Genomic DNA, 16297 nt, shown 5'->3' with positions numbered 1-16297 from the left:
ACAATAAAGGTACCAAATCGAAAGAGGTGGCCAAAATGAGTACGAAAAAAGTATATAGTTTCTTATCACAAGCATTCATATTCTCAGCTATTATGTTAATTTCTAATATTATTGCAACACATTTACCAATTCCAATGCCTTCATCGGTAATCGGGTTAGTTATTTTATTTAGTCTATTATGTTTAAAAGTTATTAAATTGGAGCAAGTTGAATCACTCGGAACAGCTTTAACAGGTATTATTGGATTCTTATTCGTCCCATCAGGTATTTCAGTTATTAATTCTCTTGGTGTAATGGGACAATACTTTGTACAAATTTTAACTGTAATTGTTGTAGCAACAGTTATTTTACTCGCTGTAACAGGATTATTTGCACAATTTATTTTAGGAAAAGATGAAAAAGAAACAGAAGATACAAAAGAATTGAAAGTAGTAAATAAAGGACGCAAGCACGGAAAGGTTGCGTAACCATTGTATTTATATATTGTTGGGAGGTAATGAACATGGCAAGCACAATGACTCCATATTTCGGAATCGTCGTTTCATTAATCGCATACGGAATCGGAACATTATTATTCAAGCATTCAAAAGGGTTCTTCCTATTTACACCATTATTCGTGGCGATGGTATTAGGGATTGTATTTCTAAAGGTAGGTAACTTTACTTTTGAAGAATATAATACTGGCGGAAAAATGATTAGTTTCTTCTTAGAGCCAGCAACAATTGCATTCGCTATCCCACTATATAAACAAGTTGATAAGTTGAAAAAATATTGGTGGCAAATTTTATCAGCTATCGTGGTTGGATCTATTTGCTCAGTAATTGTCGTGTTCATTGTTGCAAAAGCAATCGGTTTAGATACAGCAGTAATGAATTCAATGCTACCACAAGCAGCAACAACAGCAATTGCGTTACCAATTTCAGAAAGTATTGGTGGTATTCCAGCAATTACATCGTTTGCAGTTATTTTCAACGCAGTTATCGTATACGCATTAGGAGCATTATTCTTAAAAACATTTAGAGTGAAACATCCGATTGCAAAAGGTTTAGCACTTGGAACAGCGGGTCATGCATTAGGAGTTGCAGTAGGAATTGAAATGGGTGAGGTAGAGGCAGCGATGGCAAGTATTGCTGTAACGGTAGTTGGGGTTGTAACAGTAGTTGTCATCCCAATGTTCATGCCATTCATTGGATAGTAAAACTTACTTAAAAAATAAGAAAAGCAAGCTATTTGTAGGACAGATTTCTACTGATAGCTTGCTTTTTATGTTACAGTAGTGGTAAGACCTATTAAAAAATGTAAGTTTCCTTAAATCTTCATTAATACTATGTAGAATACGTTTTGAATTAGGTCATTGTATTGTAAAATAAGAAGTAGGCTACTATATACCTGGTAAGGTAGGCATATAATGAGTTTATAAAAATCTTAATATGAATGAATAATTAAAAGTAGAAAAGAGAGAGAAATCTACTTATTAACGTTTTAGTTTATAGGACAGGAGAGAGTATTCGTCGATTATGCAAATAAAAAACCTGTTTCAAAGCAAAGGATTCCAGAGGTTACTCGTATTAGTAATACTTGCTCTCGTGTTATACGGGCTGCAAAGTATGTTGAATTTAATATTAATTACGTTTATTCTCACGTATTTAATGGATCGATTCCAAAAGTTTATTTCACGCAAATTAGATCATTTCATGCCTATTAATCGAAAAATTATTATAGCGTTTCTATATGTAATGTTAATTGGTGGAATTGCTATTACGCTATTTAAATATTTACCAGTATTGACGATACAAATTTCACAACTGATTTACCAATTCAATGTATTTTTAAGAAACCCACCAGATAGTGAACTAATTAAGTATGCAGTTAATGCTGTCAATCATATGGAGCTTTCTAAATATGTAGGACAAGGCGTAGACATTTTGTATAAATCGATTACGAATGTTGGTAAATTTGGCCTTCAAGTTTTACTTTCTTTAATTTTGAGTTTGTTTTTCTTATTAGAAAAATCTCGTATTGTCGGTTTTACTGCAAAGTTTAAAGAAAGCAGGCTTGCAATTTTCTATACTGAAATTGAGTACTTCGGAAAGAAATTTGCACGTTCATTTGGAAAGGTAATCGAAGCGCAATTTTTAATTGCTGTTGTTAACTGTGTTCTTTCAGTTATCGCATTATGGATATTAGGATTCCCACAATTATTAGGTTTAGCGTTAATGATTTTCTTGCTTGGCTTAATTCCAGTAGCAGGGGTTATCATTTCGTTATTCCCACTTTGTATGATTGCTTACAATATTGGCGGTATCATGTACGTTGTTTATATTTTGGTTATCGTAACAGTGATTCATGCGCTTGAAAGTTACGTATTAAACCCGAAGTTTATGTCGCAAAAAACAAATTTACCGATTTTCTATACATTTATGGTATTAATCTTCTCAGAACACTTCTTAGGTGTATGGGGATTAATTATCGGTATTCCAATCTTCATCTTCTTATTAGATGTTTTAGACGTGACAAGTGATGAAATGGAGAAGGATGTTGGAAAAAATAAAGTGAAGTAAAGAAAAAGCATCGATGTTCGGTGCTTTTTCTTTTATAATATGATGTTTCTTATGCCATACTGTAAGCAGAACATAGAATAGGGGTGAAGTAATGGCTGTAAATGAAAAGGTAGAATTGGCTACATTTGCTGGAGGGTGCTTCTGGTGTATGGTTTCGCCATTTGAAGAGATGGAAGGGATTATAAAGGTTGTTTCTGGCTATACAGGTGGTCATAAAGAGAATCCAACGTATAAAGAAGTATGTTCAGAAACGACGGGACATTATGAGGCAGTACAAATTACATTTGATGCAAATAAAATGCCGTATGAGGAATTGTTAAATATATATTGGAGACAAATTGATCCGACCGATATTGGTGGACAATTCCACGACCGCGGACAGTCTTATGAAACGGTGATTTTTTATCATAATGAAGAACAACATAAAAAAGCAGAGACCTCAAAAGAAGAGCTTGAGCAGAGTGGACGCTTTTCAAAACCAATTGCGACAAAAATACTACCAGCAGCTACATTTTATCCAGCTGAAGAATATCACCAAGGATACCATAAGAAAAACACATTCCGCTATGAGTTATATCGTAAAGGCTCAGGACGAGATGCTTTTATTAAGCAACATTGGCCAAAGGATAATGCTCATTTAAAAGAAAAACTCAATGAGATGCAGTATTATGTAACACAGGAAAATGGTACAGAACCACCATTTCGAAATGAGTATTGGAACCATAAAGAGGAAGGTCTTTATGTAGACATCGTTTCAGGTGAGCCGTTGTTTACTTCTCTAGATAAATTTGATAGTGGATGTGGATGGCCTAGTTTTACAAAACCAGTGGTGTCAGCAAGTGTGAAAGAAAAGATGGATGTGAGTCATAATATGACACGTACAGAAGTGAGAAGTAAAGAAGGAGATTCACATCTTGGGCACGTATTTCCAGATGGTCCAGGACCAAATGGCCTTCGTTACTGTATTAATTCCGCAGCTCTTCGATTTATTCCAAAAGAGGAATTAGAGAAAGAAGGCTATGGCGATTTCCTAATCTTGTTTGGAAATAAAAAATAACCTCGCAGTTAGCGAGGTTATTTTTTTGTTATTTTGTTTTTTTCTTTTTAAATTTGCTTAATACTTCATAAACGATTGGAACAATAAGAAGTGTTAATAACGTTGAACTTGTTAATCCACCAATTACCGTTACGCCAAGTCCTTTAGAAATTAAGCCACTACCTTCAAATCCTAATGCAAGCGGGATAAGAGCACCGATTGTTGCAATTGCAGTCATTAAAATTGGACGAAGGCGTGTTGCACCAGCTTCTAATAAAGCTTCACGTGTTGATAGTCCTTCATTTTCCTTATGAATAACGCGGTCGATAAGCACGATTGCGTTTGTTACAACGATACCGATTAACATAAGCGCACCAATCATTGCAGATACACTTAATGTTTCACCAGAGATTAATAAGGCAACAAGAGCCCCAATAATTGTAAATGGTAGCGAGAATAAAATTGCGAATGGTGCTAGGGCACCACCAAATGTAACGACAAGAACGAAGTATACAATGGCAATCGCAGCTAACATCGCTAGGCCAAGTTGCTTGAATGATTCTTGAATATCTTTAGTAACACCGCCCATAGAAACATCTACACCAGAAGGAAGATCCATTTTATCTACTTCTTTTTGTACTGCAGCAGATGCTTTTGAAACGTCATCAGATGTTAATTTGGCACTAACCTCTGCATAAACACGTCCATCTCGGTGTGTTACTGTATTCGATGTTTCACCTTCTTTTACAGTCATAACATCTTTCACAGCTACTTCATTACCAAGTGGTGTTGTAATTTTGCGATTTGTTAAGTCATCGATTGTTTCATAATTTTGTTTTTCAGCTTCTACATATACATTGATATCTTTACCGTCTTTTTTAATTGTTGTCAGAACAGGACGATCATGTTGATTAGAAAGTCCCATTCCAATTTGAGCAGCCGTTAAGCCCATTTTACTCAGCTTTTCTTGATCTGCGACTAAAGTGTACTCTGCATATGTTTTTGCAATACTAGAATCTATATCTTTTAAGTCTTTATTTTTCTTCATGATATTTTGAATATCTTTTACGACAGGCTTAATGTCTTCTGAGCTATCTCCATAAACGTATAGTTTAATTTCGTTACTACCGCCACTTGCTCCGAAGTCTTGGTTTTTCCATTCGCCTTTGCCAGACATCTTCTGTAAATCTTTAACGACTTGTTCTTTCTCTTTTTCAAAGTTTTTCGTGTCGTTATCATATTGCACGAAGAACATTGCTTGGTTTGATTGACCAGGACTCATTGGATTCTCTCCACCTAATGAGAACTGAATTGTTTTGACGTCTTTATTATCTTGGAAGTGCTTCTCAGCTTTTGTTGCAATTTTTTCAACGTCTTCTAACGTTTGACCTGGTTCAGGATTATATGTTGCAATAATCATTTTTTCTTCTTCAGAAGGTAAGAAACTTACACCGATAACTGGTACAAGTGCAAGACTACCAACTAATAGAAGGACAGCGATACTTGATGTAATAATTTTGTGATTTAAAGCCCATGCAAGTATGCGTTTATACCCATTTGCTAATTTACTTGGTTTTTCTTCATGATGTACTTCTTTTTCCCTCATGCTCTCTTTCTTAAATAAGGAATGAGCTAGCATCGGTACGATTGTAACTGCTACTAGTAATGATGCTAATAAAGCGAAGACGATAGTTAAGGCGAATGGTAAGAACATTTCACCAATCATACCTTTTACTAGTCCAAGCGGTAAAAATACAGCAATTGTTACAATGGTGGAAGACATAATCGGGATAAACATTTCTTTCGTAGCTTCACGAATTAAATCTTTTCCACGTAATTTCTCTTCTGATAACGACATACGTCGGTAAATATTTTCAATAACAACAATTGAGTCATCGACAACGCGGCCTATAGCAACGGTCATTGCTCCAAGTGTCATAATGTTAAGCGTAATATCCATTTGCTTTATGACTAAAACAGCAATTAATAAAGAAAGTGGTATTGAAACGACAGAAATTAACGTTGTTCGAATATTTCGTAGGAACAGCATAATAATAACAATCGCAAAGATAGCACCGAAAATTGCTTTGCTCAGCATTGTTTCAACTGATTTTTCAATAGGTGCACCTTGGTCGAATGTTGAAATGATCTCTAAATCTTTATATTTTTTCTCAAGATCTTTTACTTTATCTTTTACTGCATTTACAACATCAACTGTATTTGCATCAGAGGCCTTCACAATTTGAATTCCAATTGCTTCTTTTCCATTTGTTCGAGAAATAGATTCTGCTTTCCCAACTTCTTTAATGTCAGCAATTTCGTCTAATGTAACTGTTGGAATCCCGTTCATAGCAGCTGGATTCATTTGCGGCGTTTGTGCACCAGCGCCAGCATTTTGACTACCTTGACCGTTAGGTGAGGAAGGTATAGCTGGGATTTTAAGTTCTTTTAACGCTTTAATCGTTGTAATATTGCCATCTACAACAACTGATTTTTCCGTGTCTTTAAATGTGTATAAGCCAAGTGGTAAAGATACATCCGATCCCTTAATCACATTTTTTACGGTATCTTCACTTAGTCCTAGTTCTTTCATTTTATCTTTCTTGAAGACAAGCTGTACTTCATCTACTTGTTGGCCAGCAATTTGAACAGATGCAACACCATCAAGTCCTTTTAATCCTGGTACAACATTTTTTTCTACATTTTCAGTTAAGGTAGCTAAAGATTCATTCTTACTTGCCACGCTTAACGAAATAACTGGAAAGGCATTGAAGTTTACTCGTGAAACTTTAGGATCTTTAACACCTTCTGGGAGTTTTACATTTGTGAGAGCTTCTTTAATTTCTGTTTCTGCTTTTTCCATATTTTTATCAAAATCGTATTCTACTTGAATAGAAGATGCGTTTTGAAAAGATGATGAACTCACAACGTTAACACCGCTTAAATTTTGTAGTTGTTCTTCCATCGGCTTTGAAACTTTATCAGCTACTTCTTCTGGTGTAGCACCAGGATAGACCGTAGTTACTGTCACAATCGGTGTTGTAATATCAGGGATTGTTTCCAGCTTCATATTGAGTCCAGAGTAGATCCCCGCAATAGTAATAATAATGGTTAGTAGCCAAACTGCGAACTTATTTTTTAACGAGAAATTGATGATTTTGTTCATGTTTGCGCTCCCTTTTTATTATATTGACCAACTGGTCAGTCTAATACATAATATAACTGACCATTCGGTCAATCGTCAATAAAAAGAGATGGTATAATACATTTATAATAAGATGCGAGATTAAATTTAGGAGAGAAGATATGAAAGAAAAAGAGCGTTTAATTATAGAATCGGCTATGAAGTTATTTGCTACTAAGGGTGTAAATGCGACATCAGTGCAGGAAATTGTGACAGCTAGTGGTATATCTAAGAGAGCTTTTTACTTATATTTTAAATCGAAAGATGAGCTTTTATTAGCGACACTTCGATATTATTATGACAAAATCCAAAAGAAAATGCTGGATATTGAACAAGAGTTTTTATTACCACGTGAAAAATTTGCAAAACAATTACATTGTCAGTTTAATGATATACAAAAGCATAAAGAATTTATTATTATGCATGCGAGAGAAAATGCGATTCCGTTTAATAAAGAAGTAGAAGAATTTATGATGCGGATGAAGTTAGAGTCTCATGCATTTTATCGGAATAGTTTATTGTCCATTTATGGTGAAAAGGTTATGCCATATTTATTGGATTTAGTAATTATGGTAGAAGGCATATGCCGTGGGTATTTAGAATTAATTATTTTACAAGCACCAGAAATTGATTTATCGTATGTAGCTGCTTTTATTTTAAAAAGAGTAGATAATTTAGTAAATGGCTTAGTAGAATCTTCGGAAGAACCTATTTTACATGAAGAAAAGCTTGGAGAATTCCTTTGTAAATCAGAGCTTATTAAGGAACAAGTTAAAGAACATTTTTTAAAAGAGATTATTGTATTTAAGCGCACTTTAGCTGATCAATTAGAGGATGATGAGCTGTTGGTTACATTAGATGTTTTAGAGGCGGAAATACGATTGCTTAATCCAAGAATTCCGGTAATTAGAGGTATGTTAGCAAATTTAGAGGCGTATCCGGAATTAAAAGAATTTCGATTACGCCTTATAGGATACTACAATATAAAAAATTCTTAATAAAAATAAGTAAAAAACTCCTTGTCTACACAAGGAGTTTTTTCTTAAAGACTACTTACTATTTTGAGACCATTCTTCAACATCCCAAACTTTTGTGATCCAATCTTCATAGAAGTCCGGTTCGTGACATACAAGGAGAATTGTTCCTTTATATGCTTTCATAGCCTTCTTAAGTTCCGCTTTTGCTGTAACATCAAGATGGTTTGTCGGCTCATCAAATAATAGCCAGTTACTTTCCTCACCCATTAGCTTACATAAACGAACTTTTGCTTGTTCTCCACCACTTAATTGACTTAATGGGCGAGAAATATGTTCATTTTTTAATCCGCATTTTGCTAACATCGCACGAATTTGATGCTGGTCTAGGCCAGGGAATGTATTCCATACATCATCAATTGGTGTTATATTATCAGCTTTAACTTCTTGTTCAAAGTATGCAGGCTCTAAGAAGTCACCAAGACTTGTTTTACCGCTTAAAGGTTTAATTTTACCTAAGATTGTTTTTAGCAACGTTGATTTACCAACACCGTTACATCCAACAATAGCAATTTTTTCACCACGTTCAATCGTCATTGATAGCTTTGGTAGTAGAGGATGCGTATATCCGATTTCTACATTTTCACCTTCAAAGACGAAGCGACTACTTGCGCGACTTTCTTTAAATGAGAATTCAGGTTTAATCGCTGTTTCTGGGCGATCAATAAGTTCCATGCGATCAAGTTGTTTTTGACGACTCTTTGCACGACCTGTCGTTGAATAACGAGCCTTGTTCTTTGCAATGAAGTCTTCTTGCTTTTTGATAAACTCGCGCTGTTTTTCATAAGCGTTTATATGTTGATTTTTATTGATTTCTGCTAGTTCTAGGAATTTTTCATATGTCGCTGTATAGCGTGTCATTTTTGTGAATTCTAGATGGAAAATAACATCAACACATTTGTTCATAAATTCCGTATCATGAGAAATTAATAAGAATGCATGTGGATATTCTTTCAAATAATTTGTTAACCAATGAATATGTTCAACGTCTAAATAGTTAGTAGGTTCATCAAGCAATAACACTTCTGGCTGTTCAAGTAATAGCTTTGCAAGCAATACCTTTGTACGTTGTCCACCACTTAATGCTGAAACATCACGATCTAAACCAATTGCATCAATTCCAAGACCACGTGCAGCCTCTTCAATTTTCATATCTAGTAAGTAGAAACCACCTGCTTCAAGTGCATCTTGTATTTCTGCCATTTGCTCAAGAAGTTCTTCTAGTTCTTCTGGTGTAGCAGTTCCCATTTTTTCTGTAACTTCATTTAAAGCTTTTTCCTTTTCGAATAACGGTAAAAATGCATCCGCTAGTACGTCACGGATTGTACGCCCAGGTGTTAAAACAGTATGCTGATCTAAGTAGCCGTAATGTGTGCCCGGTGTCCATTCTACGCGACCTTGGTCATGAATAAGCTGACCAGTAATGATATTCATGAATGTTGATTTACCAACACCGTTTGCACCAACTAATCCAACGTGCTCACCTGCTAATAATCGCATAGATACATCTTTAAATAATGTACGATCGCCAAATGTATGTCCTAATTTTTCAACTGTTAATAAGCTCATAGTATCCTCCGTCCAACTTGAAATAGTACCTTGAATCATGATACTAAATTCTTTCATATAATGCTATCATTTCAAAATGTATATTTTTTCAAAAGAAGTGTTTGTAAATGTTAGTATATAAAAAAGTTACTTCTCCTACAGAAGTAACTTTTTGGTTATGCCTTTTGTTTAACTTCACTAACTTTCTTTTCAGCTACAATAAAATGCGGTCTACGTTTTGTTTCATAATAAATACGACCGATATATTCACCAATAACACCTAGGAATATGAGTTGAATACCGCCAATAAATAGTATAGCGGAAATGAGAGTAAAGTAACCAGGAACTTCCACACCACCGAGGATGATTTGAACGAACGTAGTGATTACGTATAAAAGTCCTAAAATGGTTGTTAGTAATCCAAGATATATAGATAGACGTAACGGTTTATTATTGAATGAAATTACACCATCAATTCCATAATTTAATAATTTCGAGAAGGTCCATTTACTCTCTCCATCAGAACGTAATACATTTTCATATTCAATGATTAATTCGTTATAACCGATCCAAGAAAATAAGCCCTTTGAAAATCGGTTGTATTCACTTAAAGATAATAAAGAATCTACTGCTCTTCGACTTAAAAGTCTAAAGTCACCAATACCGTCTACTAATTCAATATCTACAAATTTATTCATCACTTTATAGTAAAGACGAGAGACGAAAGAGCGAACGGGTGAATCACCAGTTCTTGTTCTTTTTGCAATGACTTGGTCGTAGCCGTCGTTATATCCTTCTAACAGTTCTTTTATTAACGTAGGAGGGTGTTGTAAGTCAGCATCCATAATAACAATTGCATCGCCTGTAGCATATTTTAAACCAGCTAACATTGCAGCTTCTTTTCCGAAGTTTCGACTAAATGATATGTAGTGTACCGATGAATCTGCACTAGCTAAATCACGTAAAATATTTAAAGTATCATCTTTACTACCATCATTAACAAAAACAAATTCATAATCGGTAGTTAATTTATGAATTTCAAGGGAAGTCTCTGAATAAAAGGCTCGAAGCACCTTTTCTTCATTGTAGCATGGTACAACTATTGAAAGGGTCATGTTTGACACTCCTTGTTTGTAGTGGATTAAAATAATATTTAGATATTATTTTAGGAAGCTATCTAAATAGATAGCTTCATGATTCATTAAGTGCTCATTATTGCTTTTTAAAAGAAAATTTTCGTCGTGCTTTTGGATTTTTGAAAATTAGTAAAGCTATACAGATAATTAGTGAGATGATTGATATAGTCATACCTAATTTGAAGTAAGGTGTAACGTAAGTCATTTCGATTACATGTGAACCTTTTGTAATTGGAACACCGATAAAGGCAGAATTCGCTTTCGTAAATTCTGTTTCTTTCCCATCAATTTTTATAGTCCAGCCTTTACTATATGGGACAGATAGATATAAGAGCCCGTCTTTATTTGATTTGATATCCCCTTTTAAATAATTGTTCTTATAATAAATATTTTCAAGCCTATTTTCAGTTAGTTTTTTTGTTTCTTTTTGTATACTTTCATAGTTTACAATATTTGCTTGCAAGTCACCTAATTCATACTCACCTGCCATATCAATAGAGATAGTTAGGTTTTCTGGACGCTCATTGCCCAAATTGTAAACAAACCTTTCTAACGGATAAGAGTATGCACCAGCATCGTCCCCTTTTCCTATCGTTTTTCCATTAACAGTTGCATTGAATGTGCCTGCATTTTTTAATTTTAATTCTATCAGTAGATCACCAGGTGTATCAGGATAATTGATAGGTACAATCATATTTCCAAAGCCATGAACAATTAGTTTATTTTCTTGTTTTTTCATGTTTTCGAATTTTGCTTTTTCCGTTTTAATAGATACTGCCTTTGATTTAAGGTCTTGTTTATTAAAATGGTTTAATGAAAATTCTTTTGTATTATTAACGACAACAGCATGTAATAATAATTGATCACGCTGAGCGAAGTTTAATTTAGAAAATTCTTCTTCACTTATAGCCGAATCATATACATATCCTAACGGTAAAGCATAGTCATTTTTGTAAATATTATATGGTCCTACTTGCTGTAATAGTTTATATCCATAAGGTACATTCTTTGAATCTGTATCAGCACTTAATACGCGATATTTTATACCTAGCATATTTTCGAGTAGTAGTCGACTATCAGCTTGATAAAACATTGAAGGTGTATCGTACATTTGGAATACGCCATATTTATTTTTCATAAAGTCATGGACATAATAATTAACCAAGCTTTGATACGTACTTACGCCATGATATCCTTGTAGCATTGGTGTGTTATATTCGCTATATGGATTAAGAATACGATAAAAGTCTTTATCATTTTCTTGTATGTAGCGAATTGCAGCAATTTCTTCTTGATTATCATAGCCTGGTTCGTGTAACTTTTCAGTTGAAATCTGGCTCTGTCCGTAAACTGTGCTAAGTATATTATTCGCATACATATAATTCATAGAAATTGTGCTAACGAGTACGTTCAATACAACTAAAAATTGTATGAAAGGTTTAGAAATATAACGCCATAAACATACTGTAATAACAGAAAGAACGACAGTTCCGAGTAAAATGTTATCAACGTCTTGTAAAGGTTTATCAGTTACATTTATATTTGCCTTTCTATAAAATGCATAAATGAATAATCCAATAGACACTAATAAACTTATTAAATAAGGTAATTTGTAGTCTTTCTTATGAATAATCATCCAATCTAGAATGTATGCAATTGTTTGGGCAATTACAAATACAAATAAATAAAACCATCTAGATTGCATTGCTGAAAAACCATTAAACATAGAATATGTATATGGAAGCATAAACAGAATGAACATGAATAACGTAAAGAATACTTTATTCTTTACGAGTTTATCACGTATAAACATTCCAAATACGATTAAGAATAAAATTAAAGCTGGTAAAGCTAATTGATGATTTTCAGCATTATACATGAAGAAAATATTTTCCATTAAATCTTTATAAAATTTATCTTCAAATAATAATGGTATCTCAAACTTTTTTGATAGTCGATCAGCGCTAAATACGGCATTAACTGATGGGAGGAAGCAAACGGCGGCTAAACCGAGTGATAATCCGTACAATAAACCGATTCTAATATAATAAGTTAGAAAAGAGACAATCGTTTTATTTTGTTGTGTCGCAAAGTATTGGAATAATGCATAAATAAATATGAAAATACTTGTGATAAAAGCAAAATAAAAGTTTGATGCTACCATTAAAGTAGCAGCGATTAGGAAAAGGCCGTGCTTCTTTTCAATAATATATTTATCAAGTCCCCATATTACTAATGGTAAAAATACAATGGCATCAGCCATGAAATCCCATAGTAAAGAGTGGCGGATGAAAGTAATACAGCCACCATATATAATAGCAGCAACAAAAGATGAGAATGCTGTTTTATTATGGTAACGTAAAGAACCATACATGAATACCATAGCTAAAAAGTTTTTTAAAATACTCATGTATAATTTCACGTCATATACTTGCTCAAGACTTAGTTTAGGTAGTAACAGTGTAATCCAGAAAAACGGTGATGTGCTGTAATAATAACTAAACTCTCCAAATAAATCTCCACCTAATCCATAATCAAAAGACCAAAAAAGGTTGCCATCTTTAAAGGCATGTTGTAGAAGAAACGTAAAAAAGCCAAATTGACGTAACGCATCCCCTGTACCAGAAAAGGCTTGATTAGATGTTAAAAAGAAATAATGAAAAGCAAAAGCGCACAATAATAATATTGGCATAATTATCATTGTTTTCTTGGAAAAGAATTTATTATTCGGCTTTATGCTCATAAAAATTGATAATCCTCCTTTGAAAGTCGTTACATGTAACAACTAGTTTTTAGGTAGCATATAAAAACACACCAATTTTTAAAGGTGTGTTCTTTAGTTTTAACATGAGAAAATATATATTTTTGTTGAAGCATATATATTTTTACAAGCGTTGAAGTTCATAGTTTACATGTAATTTAGTATAAGGCATTTTCAGAAAGTAAGTCAATTTGAGCTGGAATATATAGCATTTTTTTACTGAAGAAAAATGATGGTATATAAAAAAAGCAAAAAGCTTTTCCATTTTTAAATAGGAAAAGCTTTTTGCTTTTAAGCATGTTTGCGAATGAGCTTTTGTTTTATAAACCCTAAAACAAATCCACGTATTTGAGGATCAATTCCAATTCCAATTATACCGTATAGTATACCAGTAAGAGTTAAAGCAATTAGTGGCGGTAAGTTGATTAATGCAATTCGGTATATACCGTAACTAATAATAAAGGCTAAGGAATTAAATATAACTCCTTTAACTAATAATTGCATGCCTTTACGAATAAAGAGGGTAAATCCGATTAATAGTGTAATTTCGGTAAGGATAGCTGCGGCAGCTGCTCCCATCATTCCATATTTACTACCTAATACAATATAACCTATGATGGCAACAACTAATCCAATAGTCATTGTTGTTGCACGTTTCCATTGCTGGCCAATCGTTGTTAAATTATCGGCTAGTGGATAGTTAATTGATTGTAAAATAACCATGAACGCTAGAATAGCAAGAGCGTCACCGGCGGGAGCGTATTCTTCTCCTAATAAACTAACAATCCAGAAACTTGGATCCGCAATAAAGGGGATAGAAATTCCCATTCCTAAAAAAGACATAAGTTTTAATTCAAAACTTGATAATTTTCTATGTTCTTCAATATTTTTCTCATTACCAAAAGCAAAAAGCCTTGGATAAAAGGCCGCTGCAATTACCCCAGGTATTTGATATAGTACAGCAGGTATTTTAGATGCAGCACCAAAGAATCCAACTTGATTATACGTTGAAACCTTTTCTAATATAATAGGGCCCAATTGTGGTAAGAGCATAATGATGATGCCATTGATTGTAAAAATAAGTAGTTGATCTAAAATGCCTTTATCCCAACCCTTATGGACCTTCGTATAACGTATTGTCATTATAAAGGCGATAACACCTGTTACAAGACTAGATACCCCGTACATGGCAGCAACCATCATAAGTGACCATTGGAAAGACATCCCTAGTAATAGGGCAGCAGCAGCAGTTACACCTTGTAGTACAGAAATAATAGCTGTAAATTGCATGCGTTCTGTTACTTGGAAGTAAGCCATTCCAACACCTTGTAAGGTTGCTCCGAACATTGTTGGTAGAACAACCCAATATACCATCGCGCGTAAGTAAGCATCGGGATAGAAGAACTGGGCAAAAATAGCGAAAAGTACAGAAATTACGATAGCTAATATTAAACGAATACGTAAGTAACTACTTATTAGCACGCTAATATTAGCATCGCTTCTCGTTCCTTCACGCATAAACGTATGTGTTAAACCTGCATCTGTAAAGTAACAAATAACAGCTGAAACTGCTAACGCAGTTGTAAACATACCGTAATCACTTGGAGAAACATACCTTGCAAAGAAAATTGTTGCAATAGCCAGTACAAAACGGACAGTAATGTTTCCTACAAACAGGTAGGATGCGTTTTTTAGAATTTTATTTGTTTTCATGAGAAAAGACCTTTCTATTCTTTAGGACCCGGTTAGCTTGTCCTATTTGTAAATTTGATTTGTTCACAGAAAGAGAGAGTATCGTTATATTTTCAGTTTAAGAAAACAGAAATTTAATTCGTACAAACCAAAGCATTGCATATAGTTTTTTACTACGTTTTCCATTCTTTGAATAGATTTTACGGCAATATTTCTTTATATCTTTTTTGATTAATTGAACTTGTGATTTATCTAATTGAGAGTTTTCTTTAATATATATACAAGCGTTATTGATGACTGTATAAGGGAATAAATAAGTCTCAAGAATTTCAATAAGTAACTGAGAATCTTTTGTAATGAAATCTTGAGATTTATTATGTACCCATTCCTTCATACGATTGAATACTTCCAGCTCTTTTGTCGTTTTTAATTCATAATCTTTATACTTAGAAGAAAGATTTCCTTCTGATAAGATTCTATAATAAGTTAAGTATTCATGGACATAACATACATTTGTCACACTCATAAGTTTAAATAAAAACTCTAAATCTTCGCCCCAACTACATTCTGGTGTAAAACGAATGTTATGATCCATTACGATGGATCGTTTGAAAATCCAAGTACTTGTTTGAGCAACAACTTGATGCGTTAGGAATGCTTTTGCCATATCACCTTTAATAAAGTTTGTTGTATGTTCAACCTTCTCGCCTGTTTCTTCGTAGAAATTCATATAACCACAATAGCAAGCGTCCATGTTGTTTTTATGCATACTTTCGACTTGCTTCTCAATTTTAGTTGGATGCCATAAGTCATCGCTATCAAGAAAAGCGACATATTCTCCGCTAGCATTTTCAATACCCGTATTACGAGCTACTGAAACACCTTGGTTTTTTTGATGAACGTATTTTACTTGCCCTGGATATTTTTCAGCAAGGTTTTTCACAATAGAAGGTGATTGATCTTTACTTCCATCATCTACAATTACAATTTCGATATTTTTATATGTTTGATCTAGTATTGACTGCATCGTTTCTTCAATATATTTTTCCGTGTTATACAGGGGTATGACAACAGAAACAAGTTGCTTTTGTTCCATCATAGAATTTTTATCTCCTCAAGTTTTTTATGTCTTGCATCATATATACAAGCCTTTTGAAAGGAAGAAGATTACAAGAACATCTGTATAAGTTTAACGCATATAAACTTTGTAAATCAACTTTCTATTAAAAAGGTGGCGGGAAGTTAGATTCTTATGGTTAATTCTCGTATTTCAAACAGCTTTATCATGTCTATTGCATATAACTTCTTATTCATGTCATTTTAACTTATTAGTTAAGTAGGATGT

11 protein-coding genes and 1 pseudogene are annotated in these 16297 nt (G+C 33.6%); 6 read left to right on the top strand and 6 right to left on the bottom strand.

The window, feature by feature from the left end; all coding sequences use genetic code 11:
- Positions 1–35 precede the first annotated feature (35 nt).
- The 5 genes and pseudogenes from lrgA (at position 36) to msrB (ending at position 3618) form a co-directional block, all read left to right on the top strand.
- Positions 36–467 (top strand): antiholin-like murein hydrolase modulator LrgA, encoded by a 432-nt coding sequence (gene lrgA, locus NST90_RS25835; RefSeq protein ID WP_000104901.1) that lies wholly within the window; start codon positions 36–38, stop codon positions 465–467.
- A gap of 35 nt (positions 468–502) precedes the next feature.
- On the top strand, positions 503–1195 hold the full coding sequence (gene lrgB / locus NST90_RS25830) for an antiholin-like protein LrgB (RefSeq protein ID WP_000168869.1): 693 nt from the start codon (positions 503–505) through the stop codon (positions 1193–1195).
- 322 nt (positions 1196–1517) lie between these two features.
- The gene (locus tag NST90_RS25825) at positions 1518–2561 is read left to right on the top strand and encodes an AI-2E family transporter (RefSeq protein WP_001166010.1); all 1044 of its coding nucleotides are present in this window, start codon (positions 1518–1520) and stop codon (positions 2559–2561) included.
- A gap of 91 nt (positions 2562–2652) precedes the next feature.
- Positions 2653–3120: pseudogene (gene msrA, locus NST90_RS25820) on the top strand (peptide-methionine (S)-S-oxide reductase MsrA); the annotation flags it as partial.
- Positions 3121–3165: 45 nt separating this feature from the next.
- Positions 3166–3618: a peptide-methionine (R)-S-oxide reductase MsrB gene (gene msrB / locus NST90_RS25815; RefSeq protein ID WP_255256834.1), complete on the top strand. Its 453-nt coding sequence runs from the start codon at positions 3166–3168 to the stop codon at positions 3616–3618.
- Positions 3619–3646: 28 nt separating this feature from the next.
- Here the strand turns inward: msrB and NST90_RS25810 are convergent, their stop codons facing one another.
- Positions 3647–6763 (bottom strand): efflux RND transporter permease subunit, encoded by a 3117-nt coding sequence (locus NST90_RS25810; protein ID WP_283748288.1) that lies wholly within the window; start codon positions 6761–6763, stop codon positions 3647–3649.
- 140 nt (positions 6764–6903) lie between these two features.
- Between NST90_RS25810 and NST90_RS25805 the strand changes: the two genes are divergently transcribed.
- Positions 6904–7779, top strand: a complete 876-nt coding sequence (locus NST90_RS25805; protein ID WP_283748287.1) for a TetR/AcrR family transcriptional regulator — start codon at positions 6904–6906, stop codon at positions 7777–7779.
- Between the two features lie 51 nt (positions 7780–7830).
- Here the strand turns inward: NST90_RS25805 and NST90_RS25800 are convergent, their stop codons facing one another.
- The 5 genes from NST90_RS25800 to NST90_RS25780 all read right to left on the bottom strand — a co-directional run bounded on the left by NST90_RS25800 (position 7831) and on the right by NST90_RS25780 (position 16051).
- Positions 7831–9384, bottom strand: coding sequence for an ABC-F family ATP-binding cassette domain-containing protein (locus NST90_RS25800; RefSeq protein ID WP_000055410.1), 1554 nt, complete (start codon positions 9382–9384; stop codon positions 7831–7833).
- 155 nt (positions 9385–9539) lie between these two features.
- On the bottom strand, positions 9540–10478 hold the full coding sequence (locus tag NST90_RS25795; protein WP_000175825.1) for a glycosyltransferase family 2 protein: 939 nt from the start codon (positions 10476–10478) through the stop codon (positions 9540–9542).
- A gap of 97 nt (positions 10479–10575) precedes the next feature.
- Positions 10576–13242 carry a YfhO family protein gene (locus tag NST90_RS25790; protein WP_046393131.1) on the bottom strand — a complete coding sequence of 889 codons (2667 nt, stop codon included), beginning with the start codon at positions 13240–13242 and terminating at the stop codon, positions 10576–10578.
- A gap of 309 nt (positions 13243–13551) precedes the next feature.
- On the bottom strand, positions 13552–14973 hold the full coding sequence (locus NST90_RS25785; protein ID WP_046393130.1) for an oligosaccharide flippase family protein: 1422 nt from the start codon (positions 14971–14973) through the stop codon (positions 13552–13554).
- Between the two features lie 97 nt (positions 14974–15070).
- Positions 15071–16051: a glycosyltransferase family A protein gene (locus tag NST90_RS25780; protein ID WP_000970530.1), complete on the bottom strand. Its 981-nt coding sequence runs from the start codon at positions 16049–16051 to the stop codon at positions 15071–15073.
- Positions 16052–16297: the final 246 nt, after the last annotated feature.

The organism is Bacillus sp. FSL E2-8900 (genome assembly GCF_037966225.1).
Classification (GTDB): domain Bacteria; phylum Bacillota; class Bacilli; order Bacillales; family Bacillaceae_G; genus Bacillus_A; species Bacillus_A cereus.
This window is presented reverse-complemented; position numbering and strand designations above follow the sequence as displayed.

What these genes read in the sequence shown, in the direction of transcription:
- NST90_RS25780 (WP_000970530.1), bottom strand. Translation starts at nt 16,051, where the DNA reads ATGATGGAACAAAAGCAACTTGTTTCTGTTGTCATACCCCTGTATAAC.
- NST90_RS25825 (WP_001166010.1), top strand. Translation starts at nt 1,518, where the DNA reads ATGCAAATAAAAAACCTGTTTCAAAGCAAAGGATTCCAGAGGTTACTC.
- NST90_RS25795 (WP_000175825.1), bottom strand. Translation starts at nt 10,478, where the DNA reads ATGACCCTTTCAATAGTTGTACCATGCTACAATGAAGAAAAGGTGCTT.
- NST90_RS25785 (WP_046393130.1), bottom strand. Translation starts at nt 14,973, where the DNA reads ATGAAAACAAATAAAATTCTAAAAAACGCATCCTACCTGTTTGTAGGA.
- NST90_RS25810 (WP_283748288.1), bottom strand. Translation starts at nt 6,763, where the DNA reads ATGAACAAAATCATCAATTTCTCGTTAAAAAATAAGTTCGCAGTTTGG.
- lrgB (WP_000168869.1), top strand. Translation starts at nt 503, where the DNA reads ATGGCAAGCACAATGACTCCATATTTCGGAATCGTCGTTTCATTAATC.
- NST90_RS25790 (WP_046393131.1), bottom strand. Translation starts at nt 13,242, where the DNA reads ATGAGCATAAAGCCGAATAATAAATTCTTTTCCAAGAAAACAATGATA.
- lrgA (WP_000104901.1), top strand. Translation starts at nt 36, where the DNA reads ATGAGTACGAAAAAAGTATATAGTTTCTTATCACAAGCATTCATATTC.
- NST90_RS25800 (WP_000055410.1), bottom strand. Translation starts at nt 9,384, where the DNA reads ATGAGCTTATTAACAGTTGAAAAATTAGGACATACATTTGGCGATCGT.
- NST90_RS25805 (WP_283748287.1), top strand. Translation starts at nt 6,904, where the DNA reads ATGAAAGAAAAAGAGCGTTTAATTATAGAATCGGCTATGAAGTTATTT.